We start from the raw sequence: 14855 nt of genomic DNA, 5'->3' as shown, positions 1-14855 counted from the left end.
GTGACCGTCACCAGGCGCCGGGGACGTAGTCGCCGCCGAGCTGACCGGTGAGGACGTTGATCCGGTTGTAGGTGTTGATGACGGCGATCAGGCCGATGAGGATGGCGGCCTGGTCGTCGTCGTAGTGCTTGGTGACCTCGGCCCAGGTGGCGTCGCTGATGGGGTGGCCCTGGTCGGCGATGCGGGTGCCTTCCTCGGTGAGGGCGAGGGCGGCGCGTTCGGCGTCGGTGAAGACGTTGGTGTCGCGCCAGGCGGCGATGAGGGCGAGGCGGACGGGGGTCTCACCGGCGGCCGCGGCGTCCTTGACGTGCATGTCGAGGCAGACGCCGCACCCGTTGATCTGGGATGCCCGGATCTTGACGAGTTCCTGCGTGTTCTTGGGCAGGCTGCCGTCCTCCAGGGCGCGGCTGGCGGTGACGAAGCGCTTCATGAACTTGCCGGCGGTCTCGCTCTTGGTGATGTCGATGCGTGCCATCGTCTGCTCTCTTTCCGTGTGTTGTTCGTTGGCTACATCAGGTCGACGAACCGGCGCCCTGGACTGTGACACGGCATGGGATGTGACGCCGCTCACATGATCGACGATTTCGCGAAACCCCCTACCGCAGAGCGGATTAGGGGTGATCATGGATCGCAGAGTCTGAACCGGCCAGTAGTCATCTATCGGCTACTTAGGGGGTTGCGGTGTTCACTATGCGCAGACATCGGAAGATCTCGGTCCCGACGACCTTTCGCACGAAGGTGATTCGTGCCTTGCTTCCCAGCGTGACGGTGGTGGCGATGGCGGCGGCCATTGCTCCGGCGTATGCCGCTCCGCCACCGCCGGTTCCGGGGCTGCCGAGTGATCTGCTGGCTCTGGTAGACGGGCTGACCACTTTCCGGCTACCGGGGTTGAACCTGCCCGCGATCTTCAATCCGAATACCGCGATCGTGGTGCTCGGCTACGGGCTGGAGCCGGATGGGGCGATGCGGCCGGAGCTCATGGCGCGGCTGTATACCGGGTATGTGTCGGCGCTGCTCTCGCCTGCTTCGCCGATCATCGTGACGGGCGGGAATCCGCAGAACGGGGTGACCGAGGCGCAGGCCATGGCGAATTGGCTGATTGCGCGGGGGATCGATCCGGCGCGGATTCACACTGAGACGCAGGCGGATTCGACGGTGCAGAACGCCTTGTTCTCGGCGCAGCTGATGCAGGCGATCGGCGTGAACGCGGTCATCCTGGTGACCTCGGACGACCATATTCAGCGGGCGCTCAGTAACTTTCAGGCCGCGGGGATCGCGGTGGTGGCGACAATGACCCCGGACGCGGCTCCGATGGGTGCGGAGCCGTTCGGTCCGGGGCGGTAGTTCAGGCGAGGTAGCGCGCGATGCTCTGCGCGACGCAGGCCGGTTTGGCGACGCCGTCGATCTCGACGGTGACGGTGCGCTCGGCCTGCACGCCGCCGGGGATGTCGGTGACGGTGTCGAGGGTGATGCGCCCGCGGATCCGGCTGTCCACCGGGACCGGGTTGATGAAGCGAACCTTGTTGAGCCCGTAGTTGATTGCCATGCCGGCCGCGCTGACCGTCATGATCTGCGCGGTCATCGGCACCACCAGCGACAGGGTGAGAAACCCGTGCGCGATGGTGTGCCCGTAGGGTCCGGCGGCCGCGCGTTCGGCGTCCACGTGGATCCACTGGTAGTCCTCGGTGGCCTCCGCGAACTTGTCGATGCGCGCCTGGTCGATGGTGATCCAGTCGCTCACCCCGATCTCCGTGCCCGCCGCCGACCGCAACTTCTCGAAGTCATCGAAATCGATCACGCGAAACGCTCCTTCAATTCTCGCTTGAGGATCTTGTGCGTGGGCCCGAGCGGCAGTTCGGTGAGGAACTCGACGCGGCGCGGGTACTTGTACCGTGCCACATGTTCTCTCGCGTAGTCGATGACTTCGTCCGCGGTGAGCGGCCCGTCGGGCACGACGACGGCGAGGATCTCCTCCCCGTAGTTCGCATCGGGCACGCCGATGATCGCCACCTGCGCGATCTTCGGATGCCGCAGCAGCGCGGCCTCGACCTCGGTCGGGTACACATTGAACCCGCCGCGAATGATCATCTCCTTGATGCGGTCGACGATGCGCAGGTAGCCGTCGGCGTCCTTGGTGCCGAGGTCGCCGGTGCGGAACCAGCCGTCGCACATGACTTCCGCGGTGGCGTCGGGCCGCCCGGTGTAGCCGCCGAACACATTGTGCCCGCGCACCACGACCTCGCCGACGGTGCCGGCGGGCAGCAGCCGGATGCTGTCGCGCGTGTCCGGGTCGGCGATCTCCACGTCGACGCCCCACACCGGATGCCCGACCGTCCCGGCCCTGGGACCGAGTTCCGGCTGATTGACCGTTGCGGTGGGCGAGGTTTCGGACAATCCGTAGCCTTCGAGAATGTAGCTCCCGTACACCCGCTCGAAGTCCTCGATGACGACCGGCGGCAGCGCCGCGCCGCCGCTGATGCACAGCCGCAGTCGCGGCAGCTCGGCCGCGTCACCGGCCGCGGCGAGCAGCCCGTGATACATGGTCGGCACCCCGTGGAAGGTATTGACGCCCTCGCGCACCATGAGCTCGATGGCCGCGGCCGCATCGAATCTGGGCAGCAGCACCAGCGTCGCCCCGACTCGCCAGTGCGAGTTCATCGACACCGTCTGCCCGAACACATGGAACAGCGGCAACGCCCCGAGCGCGATGTCGTCGCGGCTGACCTCATTGGCGTCGAACGCATTCACCGTCGCGCACATGACCATATTGAGGTGGCTGAGCTCCGCCCCCTTGGGCCGCCCGGTGGTCCCGCTGGTGTAGAACACGACCGCGATATCGAGCGGACTCCGCGTCACGAAGGTGGCAATCGCTTCCCCCGTGAGCTCCTGCGGTGCGACACAGTCGATTCCGGCCCGCGCCGCGGCTTCCTTACCGACGGCCTGCACCATGTCATGACAGACCAGCAGCGTGGCCCCGCTGTCCCGCAGCACGTACTCGGCCTCGTCGGCGGTGAGCAGCAGATGCACCGGCACCACGGTCGCCCCCGCCGCCAGGATCGCGAAGTAGGCCCGCGGGAAGTCGGTGGTATTGGGCCCCATGAGCGCGACCCGGTCCCCCGACCGCACCCCGAGTTCGATGAGCGCGGCGGCCTGTTCGCGTGCCTGCCGCCACAAGTCGGCGAAGCTGATGCGCTTTTCGCCTTCGATGAGAGCGATGTGGTCGGGCCGCCGGCGCGCCGGTTCGGCGAGAATGCTGGCGAGGGAGAGAGTCGCGTTCATTGGGACCTCTTGGTGTCGAGCGGGGAGGTGGCTACAGGCCCATGTCCTTGGCGATGATCATCTTCATTACCTCGGACGTGCCGCCGTAGATGCGGTTCACGCGGTTGTCCGCGTAGAGCCGGGCTATGGGGTATTCGTTGATGAATCCGTATCCGCCGTGTAGTTGCAGGCAGCGGTCGATGACGCGGGCCGCGACCTCGGTGCAGAAGAGTTTGGCGGAGGCGGCGTCGGCGGGGGTGAGGGTGCCGGCGTCGAGGGCTTCCAGGCCGCGGTCTACGACGGCTTCGGCGGCGTCGACTTCGGCCTTGCAGGCGGCGAGTTCGAACTTGGTGTTCTGGAAGCCGGCGACCGGCTGGCCGAAGACGTTGCGCTGCTGTGTGTATTCCTTGGCGAAGCGGATGGCGGCGGTGGCCTGGGCGTAGGCGCCGATGGCGATGGAGAGGCGCTCCTGCGGCAGGTTCTGGCCGAGGTAGGAGAAGCCCTTGTTCTCCTCGCCGAGCAGGTCCTCGACCGGCACCCGCACGTCGGTGAAGTTGAGTTCGGCTGTGTCGGAGACTTTCAGGCCCAGCTTGTCCAGCTTGCGGCCGACCGCGTAACCGGGGGATTTGGTGTCGACCACGAACAGCGAGATGCCGAATCGGCGGTCGTCGGCCTTCGGCGCGGCGGTGCGGGCGCAGACGATGACGCGGTCGGCGTGCACGCCGCCGGTGATGAAGGTCTTGGACCCGTTCAGCACGTAATGCGTGCCGTCCCCGGAAAGCTTTGCGGTGGTGCGCATTCCAGCCAGGTCGGAGCCGGTGCCGGGTTCGGTCATGGCGATGGCGAACATGATCTCGGCGGTGACGAAGCCGGGCAGCCAGCGCCGCTTCTGCTCGTCGGTGGCCAGCTTCTTCAGGTACGGCAGGCACAGCCCGACATGCACACTGGACCCGCCGAACGAGACCGCGGCGCGGGCGGTTTCCTCGATGAGGATGGTCTGGAACTTGAAGGATTCGATGCCCGCGCCGCCGAACTCCTCGGGCACTTCGATGCCGAAGACACCGAGATCGGCCAGCTTGTAATAGAACTCACGCGGGACGATGCCGGCCTGGTACCACTCGTCGTAGACGGGTGCGACCTCGGATTCGATGAACGCGCGCACGGTCTTGCGGAAGGCGTCGTGGTCGGCGTCGAAGACTGTTCTCTGCATGGTGATTCTGCTTCTCTCGGCTAGAGCTTGCGGCCGCCGTCGACATAGATGGTCTGACCGGTGACGAAGGAGGCGTTCTCGGAGACCAGGAACGACACCACATTGGCGATATCGGCGGGCTCGCCCACCCGGCGCAGCGGGGTGATATCGGCGGCGGCCTTGCGGAAGTCCTCGGGGCTGACGCCGACGCGGGCGGCGGTGGCATCGGTCATCTCGGTGACGATGAAGCCCGGCGCGACGGCGTTGACATTGATGCCGTACGGCCCGAGTTCGATGGCGAGCGTGCGGGTGAAGCCCTGGATCCCCATCTTGGCGGCGGAGTAGTTGGCCTGCCCGCGCGCGCCCAGCGCGGACACGCTGGAGGTGTTCACGATCTTCCCGGACTTCTGCTTCACCATGTACCGCTGCGCGGCCCGGCTGCACAGGAACGCGCCGCGCAGGTGCACCGACACGACAGTGTCCCAGTCCTCCACCGACATCTTGAACAGCAGGTTGTCGCGCAGCACGCCGGCATTGTTGACCAGTACGTCGACCGAACCCAGTTCCGCCGCAACGCGTTCGAAGGCGGCGTCCACCGAGGCCTCGTCGGCCACATTGCAGGCCACGGCGACGGCTTGACCGCCCGCGGCCACGATGGCGTCGACGGTGTCCTTGCCCGCCGCCTCGTCGAGGTCGGCGACGACCACCGTGAAGCCGTCGGTGGCCAGCCGGCGGGCGGTGGCCGCGCCGATGCCCCGGGCCGCACCGGTGACGACAGCTACTTTCGGCATTCGAATCTCCTTGTGGTTCAGGTGCGTCAGAGGAAGGCGTTCACGCCGGTGAGGGCGCGCCCGATGAGCAGTTTCTGGATCTGGCTGGTGCCCTCGTAGAGGGTGAGCACGCGCGCGTCGCGCAGGTATTTGGACACCGGGAACTCGTCGATGTAGCCGTAGCCGCCGAAGACCTGGATGGCATTGTTGGCGGCCTTCACCGCGGCTTCGCTGGCGAAGAGTTTGGCGACGGAAGCCTCGGTGCCGAACGGCTTTCCGTGTTCGACCAGGTGCGCGACCCGCCAGGTGAGCAGCCGTGCCGCTTCGACGTCGACGGCGATATCGGCGAGCAGTTCCTGAACCAGCTGGTAGGAGGCGATCGGCTTACCGAACTGCTCGCGTTCCCCGGCGTATTTCACGGCGGCTTCCAGGCAGCCGCGCGCGACGCCGACGCACCCGGCGGCCACGCCCATGCGGCCCTTGTCGAGCGCGCCCATGGCGATCTTGAAGCCTTGCCCGAGGTCGCCGAGCCGGTTGGCGTCGGGCACCCGGACCTGGTCGAGCACGAATTCCGCGGTGGCCTGCCCGCGCAGCCCGAGCTTGCCCTTGATCTCGGTGCGGGTGAAGCCGGGCGTATCGGTGGATACCAGGAAGGCGGTGACGCCCTTGGGTCCGGGCCCGCCGGTGCGCGCGAAGATGATGGCGACTTCGGCCCAGGTGCCGTTGGTGATGAACATCTTGGTGCCGGACAGCAGCCAATCCGTGCCGTCCGCAACGGCTTTGGTGGTGAGGTTGCCCGCGTCGGAGCCGATGCCGGGTTCGGTGAGCCCGAAGCAGCCGAGCGCCTGTCCGGCGCACAGGCGTGGCAGCCATTCCCGTTTCTGCGCCTCGGTGCCGTAGGTCTTGATGGATTTGCCCACCAATCCCAGTGATACCGAGACGATCCCGCGCACCGAGCTGTCGCCGCGCCCGAGTTCCTCGAGGAGCAGGCAGTAGTCGAGTGCGGTGCCGCCGGAGCCGCCGTATTCCTCGGGGATCTCGATGCCGAGGAAGCCCATATCGCCGAGTTTGCCGACGATGGCGGTGTCGACCGCTTCGGCGCGGTCCCAGGCGGCGGCGTGCGGGATGACCTCCTTGTCGACCCAGGCGCGGGCGAGGTCGCGCAGTTCGCGTTGCGCCTCGTCGAGTTCGAAGTCCATGGTGGGGATCACTCCTAACCAAACGCTGTTAGGTTTACTGTCGCCACGGTATCCTAACGGCGTTCGGTTTTTCAAGGGAGGTGGAGAAATGCCCAGGCCACGAGTGCCGCTATTGAGCCGGGAACGCATCCGCGAGGCCGCGCTGACCATCGTCGACCGCGATGGCCTGTCGGACCTGTCCATGCGGAAACTGGCCGCTGAACTGGGCGTTCAGGCCCCCTCGCTGTACGGGCACTACCCCACCAAGGACGACCTGCTGGACGATATCGCCAGCGGCATCATGGCCCGGGTCGATGCGTCGGCCTTCGAACGGCTGGGCTGGCGCGACGGCCTGACCTCCTGGGCGCGCTCGTATCGCGCGGCCCTGGTCGCGCACCCCAATTTCGTCCCGTACCTGGCCTCGGGCCCGGGTAAGCGGGACGAGAATCTGCGGGCCGCCGACGCGGTGCACGGCGGCCTGGTCGGGGCCGGCTGGCCGCCACGGGATGCGACCATGATCGGCGCGGCGACCCGCTATCTGGTGATGGGCGCGACCCTCGGCTCGTTCTCCCGCGGTTTCGCCGATGACGTCCAGGTCTACCGCGACCGCTACCCGCATCTGGAGCAGGCGCACCTACTGCGCGCCAAGGCCGATGAAATCGATTCGGAGAGTTTCGAATTGGCGTTGAGCGCGTTCACCGACGGACTGCAGCTCCGTTACGAACTGCTCGGCGAACGCGCTCAGCGCGGTCAGTGAGGCCCGCTCACTGCCCGTCTTGCGCCAGATGCGCGCGGGCCTCGTCGTACCCGGCCGGAGCGGGCGGCTCGGACGGTCCGTAGACCAGGTGCAGGACGCCGGTCTCGAAGGGTGTGGCGGACAACAGCTTCAACGGAATCGGCTCCCCCTCGCCGAACAGGCGCAGGCCGCTGTTGAGGGCGATCGGGTGCACGAACAGATGCAGTTCGTCGATGAGCCCGGCGGCCGTCAGCTGCCGCACGATGGACGGCGACCCGCTCATTCCGATGTCCGCCGCTCCCGGCTCCTCTTTCAGCGCCTTGACCGCCTCGACCAGATCCCCCTTCAACTGCTCGGAGTTCCGCCAGGTGAAGTCCAGATCCTGATGCGAGACAACGATTTTCCGTGCGTCCCCGAGCGCCTTGGCCATCGCCTCGTCCCCGCCGCCGGCATGCTCGCGCTCCGGCCACGCACCGGCGAACGAGTCATAGGTGGCCCGCCCGATGAGCAGGGTGTCGGCGGTGGCGAGCTGCGCGCTGACCGCGGCGCCCATCTCCTCGTTGAAGTAGGGAAAGTGCCAGTCCTGCGGTTCCGCGACGACGCCGTCGAGCGAGATGAACAGTCCTGCGGTGATCTTGCGCATCGGATTCTCTCCTGGTGGGTACTGAGCTGGTGGAACCGCGGTTGCTCGTATGGACGGCGCGTGGCCCCGAAACTAATCGGGCTGCCCGGCGAGGCATAGCCTGAAACGAGATCGGGTTCGGTTGTCGATTCGGCGGCGGGTCGCGCGTCGGATAGTCAGCCGGTCCATCAGGGGGCCGTCCCGACCCGAGAAGGGATACGAGTCATGACGCAGTATCTGTTGCTGATCTTCCAGGACGAACAGCGAGTCGCCGACATTCCGGCGGACGAGATGAACGCGGAGCACCAGAAGTTCATCGCCGCCAACGGCACTGCGCTGCGGGGCGGTAATGCGCTCGAACCCGTGGCCACCGCGACCAGTGTCCGCCCCGACGGCGCGGGCGGATTCCTCGTCACCGACGGGCCGTTCGCCGAGACCAAGGAGCAGCTGGGCGGCTACTACCTGGTCGAGGCGGCCGACTTGGACGCCGCGATCGCGCTGGCCCGGCAGGTGCCGATGAGCGCGGGTGGCGTGGAGGTCCGGCCCATCTGGGCGCTGCCCGACAATGTCGGCTGATTTCCCGGCGCCTGCGACGGCCGCCGCCGCGGTAGCCGACGCGCATCGTCGCGAGTGGGCCTTCGTGCTCGCCGCGACGGTGCGCGTCACCCGCGATATCGACCTGGCCGAGGAATGCGTGCAGGAGGCCTACGCGCAGGCGCTGACCGTGTGGGCGAAGCAGGGCGTCCCGGCCAGGCCGGGCGGCTGGCTCACCACGGTGGCCCGCAATCGCGCGCTGGATCTGTTGCGGCACAGCGCCGTTCAGCGCCGGGCCCTGCCGCTGCTGATCGAGGACGACCGCGCCGACGATATCGCCGAGCAGGCGGTGGCCGCGGGCGAGCCGCGCATCACCGATGACCGGTTGCGGCTGATCTGCACCTGCTGTCACCCGGCATTGGCGCCGGAGGCGCAGGTCGCGCTGACCCTGCGCCTGGTGTGCGGCTTGTCGACGGCCGAGGTCGCGCGTGCGTTCCTGATCTCCGAATCCACCATGGCGGCGCGGATCACGCGGGCCAAGAAGAAGATCGCCACCGCCCGGATCCCCTACCGGGTGCCGACACCCGCGGAACTGCCGGAACGTATCGGTGCGGTGCTGGCGGTGGTGCATCTGCTGTTCACCACCGGCCACACCGCCCCGTACGGCGCGGAGCTGGCCCGCCGCGAACTCACCGAACGGGCCATCGATCTCGCCCGCATGCTGTACGGGCTGGTCCCCGGTCTGGCCGAGGTGCCGGGCCTGCTGGCGCTGCTGCTGCTCACCGAATCCCGCAGGGCCGCAAGGCTCGACGCCGGCCACGCGATGGTGGCGCTGGCGGATCAGGACCGGAGCGCGTGGAACCGCGAGCTGATCGCCGAGGGCCTCGCCCTCGTCCCGCACTCCCTGCGCCGGCCCGGCAAGTACGCGCTGCAGGCCGCGATCGCCGCGCTGCACGCCGAGGCGCCCAGCTACGACGCCACCGACTGGCGCCAGATCGTCGGCCTCTACGACGAATTGGCGCGCGTCTGGCCGTCACCCGTGGTCGCGCTCAATCGCGCCGTCGCCCTCGGTTACGCCGAGGGCCCCGAGCCGGCGCTCGCGGCCCTCGACGAGCTCATGGCGCATCCGCTGCTGGCGACCTACGAGTACCTCCCGGCTGCCCGCGCCCACTTCCTCGCCGAACTCGGCCGCACGGACGAGGCCCGGGCCGCCTACGACGAGGCGATCCTGCTCACCGGCAACGACATCGAACGCGAATTCGTCGCCCGGAAGCGCGAGGCGCTGTAGTCATCGGTTGGTCTGCGGGATCTCGATGCTGAGCGGCATGCGGAGTTCGGCGAGGTACCACAGGGCGAATTGGCGCAGGAATTCGTCGAACATCCAGTAGGCGTTGTCGATCGGCGGCACCACGGCCTCGACGCCCTCGCGGACGGCGACGAAGGGCCGCCAGGCCACGTCGAGCAGGGGGTTCCAGATGGGCTCGCGCGGAATGGCCAGCCAGTCGGCGATCTTGTCGCCGAGGATGTATCGGGTGAAGGCGCCGAGGATGCCGCGGCTGAGCAGCGTGAGGTCGAGATCCTCACCGAGATTCAGCAGCTGGTCGGCGAGGTTGTTACCTTCGGGGGTGGGGGCGATGATGGGGTCGAGCATCTGGACGGCCTGCGATTCGGCCTCGTCCCAGGAGTTGGGGATGTATTCGTCACGGACACCGAGGAAATGCGCGGCCAGCTGCCAACTGTGCAGGTAGCCATCGGATTCCGCGACGGGGATCTGCAGGTTCCAGGAGCGCAGGGTGCGCATGATGGTGGTGGCCAGGCTGTGCCAGGTGACCATGATGTCGTCCTGGCTGATGGGGATGACGCCGGCGGGCCACTGCGGTGAGGTCGGTAGCAGGTGGCGCACGGCCGCGTGGATGATGCGAGTCTTGACGCAGGTGACGATCATTTCGCCGCTGTCGCCGTAGGCGTCGACGGTGCCGATGTCGTAGCCGAATTTCGCTGTCTTGGAGATGCGTTCCTTCAGATGCGAGCCGCCGCGCGAGTAGTAGACCGCGCGCGCCTCGTGCGGGATGACCGTGGACATCATGCCGCTGTCGAAGGCGTACAGCACGCCGAGGTACAGGCCGCGTTTCTTGTTGAATTCGAAGGCCTGGGCCAGTTTTCCCTGATCGGTCCAGGCGGGTAGCTGCCGAGCGGATTCGATGAAGTCGCTCAACCCTTTCGGCAGTCCGGCGGGCAGCGGCTGGGTGTTCTTGACCCAGGTGGCCAGCAGCCGGTTCACCGCGGGTACGTCCTCGTGGTCCATGACGTCGGCGACGACCGGGTCGGCTTCGGCGTCGTAGACCGTCAATGGGTCTGCGCCGCTGCCGGTTCCGGCGATCGAACCGTCGGCCTGCCAGCTCCACGGTTCGGCCCTGGCGGTGCGCGCGCTGAGCGCGAGCGTGCCGACCGCCCCGAGCACGCCGCCCGCCGCGCGCAATGCGTCCCGCCGGGTGAGTCGATGTGCGTCCATGCTTCGATTCCTCTCCATCGAGGCCCTGATACAGAGATACAGATCGCGTATCCATGTATCCTGAATCACAGCACGCGCCGACCGCCCCCACAGCCGAATGGAAAAAGTGAAGCCACCGCCGCCCGAACGGACACCGGACACCGCCTCGCTGCTGGAACGCGTCTACGGCGCGGCGAGCGAAAACGACAGTGCCGGTGACGAACTCCGCTCCCGCATCCTGGACGCGGCCTGCGAGCAGTTCGCCGCCTTGGGCGTGCGCCGCTCGACCATCGACGATGTGGCCCGCCGCGCGGGCGTCTCACGCATCACGGTCTACCGCCGCTTCGCGACCAAGGACGATCTGGTCGAGCAGGTGATCCTGCGCGAATTCCGGCGCTACTTCGATCGATTCCGCGCCGATGTGCAGCCGGCCGATACGCCCGGGGCGCGGGTGGTGGCCGGTTTCGTGGGCTCGCTGCGCGCGATCCGCGGCAACCCGATCATCGGCGGGCTGCTGTCGGCCGAGCCGGATATGTTCGTCGGCTCGATCATGGGCGATCAGGGCCGGACCGTCGCCGTCGTCAGGGAATTCACCGCGAGCCAGTTGCGCCGCGAACAGCGCGCGGGCCTGATCGCGGCGGAGGTGGACGCCGACATGGTGGCGGAACTCATGGTCCGGCTCTGCGCGTCGTTCCTCGCGATCCCCAGTCAGATAGTCGATCTCGACGACGAGAAGCAACTGGCGGCTCTGGCCGAGCGGTACCTGGTGCCGATGCTCGGACCGGCACCGGAGAAGAAACAGCAGAAGGAGCGGTAGATGAATCCGTACGTCCTCATCCAGAACTTCCTGAACCAATTGGACCTGGGTTCTTCGGGTTCCGGATCGGCCGCGCCGGCCCACCTACCGCTCACTGCACCATGGATCGCCTAGCTCAGCCGATCTCGAATTCCGCTCGCACCCGATCCTCGGTGAGCCCGTAATCGGCCAGCGAGTACTTGTGCTGCGGTTTGCGGTCGCCGGACTTGCTGTCCTCGTCGAGCGCCCGCATGGCCGTGCGACCGGCCTCGGTGGATTCCAGCCCGAAGGTCGAGTAGATCTTCTCGACCGTCCCGAACGGGTCCGCGCGCAGTTCGTCGAATTCGATGTCCAGGAACTGATCCGGGTTGTATCGCTCACGCGCGGCGGTGAATTCGCGCAGGCCGCGGGACCACAGCTCCAGCTGCGTCGCGCCGATCTTCTCGCCGACGAAGGTGGTCGACCAGCCCTTGGTGGCTTGCTCGGACAGACTGCACGAGGACCCGACGATGGTCACCGGATCGCGATGCGTCTGAATGATCAGCGCATCCGGGTACACCTCCATGAGCGCGTCCAGCGCGAACAGGTGACTCGGGTTCTTGAGCACCCAGCGCCGGGTATCACCCAAGCCGATGAGCTGCAGGTTCGCCTTGTGCCGCGCGTAGGCGTCGGTCCACTCCTGCTGTTGCAGCCACTGCGAATAGGTCGGCAGGTAGGCCAGCGACTCGTAGGCAATGGATTTGACCGTCTGCCGCAGCAGCTGCCAGCACTCCTCCACCTCGGCCGCGGTCATGTAGTGCACGCCCATGAATTCCGGATTCTCGATGCGATGCTGCGCGAATCCGGCGTCGAGCTGCTGATAGATCGGATTGTCCGCCCAGGTCTCGCGCGGCGGCCGCGGCTGCGGGAAGTCCGCCAGCCACATTTCGAGGGCCTGATGCTGCGGGTCGGCGGCCAGCAGGCGGTGCAGGGCGGTGGTGCCCGTGCGCGGCAGGCCGGTCACGAAAATCGGCCTGCTGACCGGGGTTTCGGTGTACTCCGGATTGGCCTTCCACGACGCCTCGCTGAGCGCGCGGGCCACCAGCGCATTGCGCAGGAAGTACCGGCTCATCTTGCTGCCGAGCTCGGTCAGCCCGGCATCACGCTGGTAGGACTCCAGCAGGACGCCGAGCGCCTCCCGGTAGTCGTCGGACCCGAAATCGTCGAGCCCCACGACCTTCGTCGCCGAGGCGTGCAGATCCTCGAGGGTGCCGACGTTGGTACGTCCGGTCATTGCTTGGTCACTCCTGAACACTCAGACATGGAATTCGCCGCAGTTGACGTCGAGGGTCTGCCCGGTAATGGCATTGGCCCACGGCGAGGCGAGAAAGACGACGGCGCGGGCGATCTCATCGGGCTCCGGTAGCCGCTTCAGATCGGAATCGGCGGCGGTCTGCTGGTACACCTGCTCCGGCGTGATGTGGTACTTCTCGGCGATCCCGGCGAAGTACTGCTTCAGCTGATCGGACCAGATGTAGCCCGGGGCAACCGAATTGACCCGGATCCCCTTCTCCCCCAGCTCGGTCGCCAGGGTCTGCGACATGGCCAGCAGCGCCGCCTTGGCCAGCTTGTAGCTGCCGTAGCGCGGCTGCGAGTGCCGCAGCACCATGGAGTTGATCATCACGACCGCACCCTTGGACTCGGCCAGCGCCTCGGTGAACGCCTGCGTCATGCGCAACCCGCCCAGCACCGTGAGGTCGACACTGTCACGGATCTGCTGGAAGTCGGTGCGCGCCAAAGGCTTCATGGACGGCATCGCGAAGGCATTGTTCACCAGGGCATCGACCTGGCCGAACGTCTCCAGCGTGCGCGCCACCAGATTCTGCACGGCCGCGTCATCGGTGATATCCGTCGGCACCGAAAGCGTTTCGCCGCCAGCGGCTTCCACCTCGGCCGCGACTTCCTTCAGCCGTGATTCGGTGCGTGCCGCCAGCACGACCTTGGCACCGGCCGCGGCCGCCTCCAAGCAGATGGATCGGCCGAGGCCGGGTCCCACACCGCTGACGACGACCACTTTGTCGGCGAGCAGCCCTGTCATCCGAGCATCCTTTCCGAGAAGGCCCGCTGCCGAGCTGCGATCCGCTCGCGCCAGCCGGCCTCATCGATGCGATTGTGTTCGTAGTGCGGAAGCTGTTCCGCCACTTTGTCGAAAGGCACCAGTTCATATGTGGGCCCGTCGGCGGGCGTGATCACTCGGCCGACCCGCTGCCAGCGGAACTGAAGAATCCCCTGCGTACGGCCCGTGGTCTCGATCCAGTTGGCGACGCCCGGATTCCGCTTGGAGACGACCATGCGGATGAAGCCGTCCGGATCAACCTGCGCCTGCGCATGATTCAGGCTGGTCTGGTGGTTCACGTAATCCAGGGAGATGTACCAGCGGCTACCCAGCTGGAATCCCTGGTACGGGGCATCGGATTTCGGCACGGTGATGATCAGCGCCTGATCCTCGGTCAGATCGAAATGCCCCACCGACGAGTACTGCGTGCTCAACCCACCCGGCGTGAGCCGCGGTTCGGTCAGCGTGTTCACCGGCAGATCCAGGTAGAACCACTTGGGGAAGTTGAACCAGGTGTGCACGCGGGTCAGCAGCATGCGCCCCGCGGCCCGGTACCGCTTCCGCAGTTGCGCCACATCGGGTTCGGCCGGCGTGGTGCCGATGGTGTCCACGCGTTCGATGCGAATACTGCCCTTGCGTTCGGTGCTCCAGTCGCTGTAGACCTCGCGCACCGCCAGCATGGACGCGCCCTCGCCGAGCTGGAAGTAGTTCGGCTCCGGGTTCTCCTTGGGCGGCCCGAAGCGGAGCTGGAAGCTGCCGTCGGCGGCGATGTCGAGCCGCCGGTCATCGAACGCGTCTTCGCCGCCGGGTACGTCGGTGGCGGTGTAATCGCCCTTGAGCACCTGGAAGCTGAGGTCGGTGGTGCTGCCGCGCACGCCGGTCACCAGGTACTCCGCGCCGGGTTCGATATTGGCGTGGTAGTAGAGGGTGTCCGGATTATCCAGGCCCATCTTGGTGTACGGGCCGGTCGAGCTGACGAAGTACGGGTGCGAGGTGCCGTGCGCCCGCGACAGCTGCAACACGGCGGCAATGCTGCCCTGCAGGTAGTCGTAGCCTTCGGCGAGATCGTGCTCGTCCCGAATGAAATCCGCCGCGGCAATGAGCTTCTCGGCCTCCGCGACGGCCGCGAGGAACGGCTCCGTCAGCGGCAGTTCGGCCTTGTCGATATCGGGCTGGGTCATCGAAT

At 67.0% G+C, this 14855-nt stretch carries 16 protein-coding genes; 5 read left to right on the top strand and 11 right to left on the bottom strand.

What is annotated here, in order from left to right; translation table 11 throughout:
* Positions 1-7: 7 nt before the first annotated feature.
* The gene (locus ACH438_RS36775; protein ID WP_397014037.1) at positions 8-475 is read right to left on the bottom strand and encodes a carboxymuconolactone decarboxylase family protein; all 468 of its coding nucleotides are present in this window, start codon (positions 473-475) and stop codon (positions 8-10) included.
* 275 nt (positions 476-750) lie between these two features.
* Here ACH438_RS36775 and ACH438_RS36770 point away from each other — a divergent pair, with 275 nt between their 5' ends.
* On the top strand, positions 751-1344 hold the full coding sequence (locus tag ACH438_RS36770; protein ID WP_397014035.1) for a YdcF family protein: 594 nt from the start codon (positions 751-753) through the stop codon (positions 1342-1344).
* Position 1345: 1 nt separating this feature from the next.
* Here ACH438_RS36770 and ACH438_RS36765 read toward each other — a convergent pair whose 3' ends face one another.
* Genes ACH438_RS36765 through ACH438_RS36745 form a run of 5 tightly spaced genes read right to left on the bottom strand, consistent with a single transcriptional unit; the run spans position 1346 to position 6416 of the window.
* Positions 1346-1798, bottom strand: coding sequence for a MaoC family dehydratase (locus tag ACH438_RS36765; protein ID WP_397014033.1), 453 nt, complete (start codon positions 1796-1798; stop codon positions 1346-1348).
* A complete protein-coding gene (locus ACH438_RS36760) occupies positions 1795-3279 on the bottom strand; it encodes a long-chain fatty acid--CoA ligase (RefSeq protein WP_397014031.1) in 1485 nt (494 codons plus the stop codon). Before ACH438_RS36760 ends, ACH438_RS36765 begins: the two co-directional genes overlap by 4 nt.
* 31 nt (positions 3280-3310) lie before the next feature.
* Positions 3311-4468 (bottom strand): acyl-CoA dehydrogenase family protein, encoded by a 1158-nt coding sequence (locus ACH438_RS36755; protein WP_397014029.1) that lies wholly within the window; start codon positions 4466-4468, stop codon positions 3311-3313.
* Between the two features lie 20 nt (positions 4469-4488).
* The gene (gene fabG / locus ACH438_RS36750) at positions 4489-5238 is read right to left on the bottom strand and encodes a 3-oxoacyl-ACP reductase FabG (protein WP_397014027.1); all 750 of its coding nucleotides are present in this window, start codon (positions 5236-5238) and stop codon (positions 4489-4491) included.
* A gap of 26 nt (positions 5239-5264) precedes the next feature.
* Positions 5265-6416 (bottom strand): acyl-CoA dehydrogenase family protein, encoded by a 1152-nt coding sequence (locus ACH438_RS36745; protein ID WP_397014025.1) that lies wholly within the window; start codon positions 6414-6416, stop codon positions 5265-5267.
* Positions 6417-6504: 88 nt separating this feature from the next.
* Here ACH438_RS36745 and ACH438_RS36740 point away from each other — a divergent pair, with 88 nt between their 5' ends.
* On the top strand, positions 6505-7152 hold the full coding sequence (locus ACH438_RS36740; protein WP_397014023.1) for a TetR/AcrR family transcriptional regulator: 648 nt from the start codon (positions 6505-6507) through the stop codon (positions 7150-7152).
* Positions 7153-7159: 7 nt separating this feature from the next.
* Here ACH438_RS36740 and ACH438_RS36735 read toward each other — a convergent pair whose 3' ends face one another.
* A complete protein-coding gene (locus ACH438_RS36735; protein WP_397014021.1) occupies positions 7160-7774 on the bottom strand; it encodes a dihydrofolate reductase family protein in 615 nt (204 codons plus the stop codon).
* Positions 7775-7978: 204 nt separating this feature from the next.
* Here ACH438_RS36735 and ACH438_RS36730 point away from each other — a divergent pair, with 204 nt between their 5' ends.
* Complete coding sequence (locus ACH438_RS36730) at positions 7979-8329, top strand: YciI family protein (RefSeq protein ID WP_397014019.1); 351 nt, start codon at positions 7979-7981, stop codon at positions 8327-8329.
* Positions 8319-9575, top strand: a complete 1257-nt coding sequence (locus tag ACH438_RS36725) for an RNA polymerase sigma factor (protein ID WP_397014017.1) — start codon at positions 8319-8321, stop codon at positions 9573-9575. The genes ACH438_RS36730 and ACH438_RS36725 overlap by 11 nt, the downstream gene beginning before the upstream one ends.
* On the opposite strand, the gene ACH438_RS36720 is transcribed toward ACH438_RS36725, so the two are convergent.
* A complete protein-coding gene (locus ACH438_RS36720; RefSeq protein ID WP_397014015.1) occupies positions 9576-10799 on the bottom strand; it encodes an oxygenase MpaB family protein in 1224 nt (407 codons plus the stop codon).
* Positions 10800-10905: 106 nt separating this feature from the next.
* On the opposite strand from ACH438_RS36720, the gene ACH438_RS36715 reads away from it, so the two are divergent.
* On the top strand, positions 10906-11595 hold the full coding sequence (locus ACH438_RS36715) for a TetR/AcrR family transcriptional regulator (protein ID WP_397014013.1): 690 nt from the start codon (positions 10906-10908) through the stop codon (positions 11593-11595).
* A 115-nt stretch (positions 11596-11710) separates the two neighbouring features.
* Here the strand turns inward: ACH438_RS36715 and ACH438_RS36710 are convergent, their stop codons facing one another.
* From ACH438_RS36710 to ACH438_RS36700, 3 genes are read right to left on the bottom strand one after another with little or no spacing between them, the layout of a single operon-like run.
* Positions 11711-12847 (bottom strand): sulfotransferase family protein, encoded by a 1137-nt coding sequence (locus ACH438_RS36710; RefSeq protein ID WP_397014011.1) that lies wholly within the window; start codon positions 12845-12847, stop codon positions 11711-11713.
* Positions 12848-12868: 21 nt separating this feature from the next.
* Complete coding sequence (locus ACH438_RS36705; protein ID WP_397014009.1) at positions 12869-13651, bottom strand: SDR family oxidoreductase; 783 nt, start codon at positions 13649-13651, stop codon at positions 12869-12871.
* Positions 13648-14850 (bottom strand): hypothetical protein, encoded by a 1203-nt coding sequence (locus tag ACH438_RS36700; protein WP_397014008.1) that lies wholly within the window; start codon positions 14848-14850, stop codon positions 13648-13650. The genes ACH438_RS36705 and ACH438_RS36700 overlap by 4 nt, the downstream gene beginning before the upstream one ends.
* Positions 14851-14855 lie beyond the last annotated feature (5 nt).

The organism is Nocardia sp. NPDC020380 (assembly GCF_044386975.1).
Lineage (GTDB): Bacteria > Actinomycetota > Actinomycetes > Mycobacteriales > Mycobacteriaceae > Nocardia.
This window is presented reverse-complemented; position numbering and strand designations above follow the sequence as displayed.

What these genes read in the sequence shown, in the direction of transcription:
- ACH438_RS36735 (WP_397014021.1), bottom strand. Translation starts at nt 7,774, where the DNA reads ATGCGCAAGATCACCGCAGGACTGTTCATCTCGCTCGACGGCGTCGTC.
- fabG (WP_397014027.1), bottom strand. Translation starts at nt 5,238, where the DNA reads ATGCCGAAAGTAGCTGTCGTCACCGGTGCGGCCCGGGGCATCGGCGCG.
- ACH438_RS36775 (WP_397014037.1), bottom strand. Translation starts at nt 475, where the DNA reads ATGGCACGCATCGACATCACCAAGAGCGAGACCGCCGGCAAGTTCATG.
- ACH438_RS36725 (WP_397014017.1), top strand. Translation starts at nt 8,319, where the DNA reads ATGTCGGCTGATTTCCCGGCGCCTGCGACGGCCGCCGCCGCGGTAGCC.
- ACH438_RS36730 (WP_397014019.1), top strand. Translation starts at nt 7,979, where the DNA reads ATGACGCAGTATCTGTTGCTGATCTTCCAGGACGAACAGCGAGTCGCC.
- ACH438_RS36755 (WP_397014029.1), bottom strand. Translation starts at nt 4,468, where the DNA reads ATGCAGAGAACAGTCTTCGACGCCGACCACGACGCCTTCCGCAAGACC.
- ACH438_RS36740 (WP_397014023.1), top strand. Translation starts at nt 6,505, where the DNA reads ATGCCCAGGCCACGAGTGCCGCTATTGAGCCGGGAACGCATCCGCGAG.
- ACH438_RS36705 (WP_397014009.1), bottom strand. Translation starts at nt 13,651, where the DNA reads ATGACAGGGCTGCTCGCCGACAAAGTGGTCGTCGTCAGCGGTGTGGGA.
- ACH438_RS36720 (WP_397014015.1), bottom strand. Translation starts at nt 10,799, where the DNA reads ATGGACGCACATCGACTCACCCGGCGGGACGCATTGCGCGCGGCGGGC.
- ACH438_RS36745 (WP_397014025.1), bottom strand. Translation starts at nt 6,416, where the DNA reads ATGGACTTCGAACTCGACGAGGCGCAACGCGAACTGCGCGACCTCGCC.
- ACH438_RS36710 (WP_397014011.1), bottom strand. Translation starts at nt 12,847, where the DNA reads ATGACCGGACGTACCAACGTCGGCACCCTCGAGGATCTGCACGCCTCG.
- ACH438_RS36760 (WP_397014031.1), bottom strand. Translation starts at nt 3,279, where the DNA reads ATGAACGCGACTCTCTCCCTCGCCAGCATTCTCGCCGAACCGGCGCGC.
- ACH438_RS36700 (WP_397014008.1), bottom strand. Translation starts at nt 14,850, where the DNA reads ATGACCCAGCCCGATATCGACAAGGCCGAACTGCCGCTGACGGAGCCG.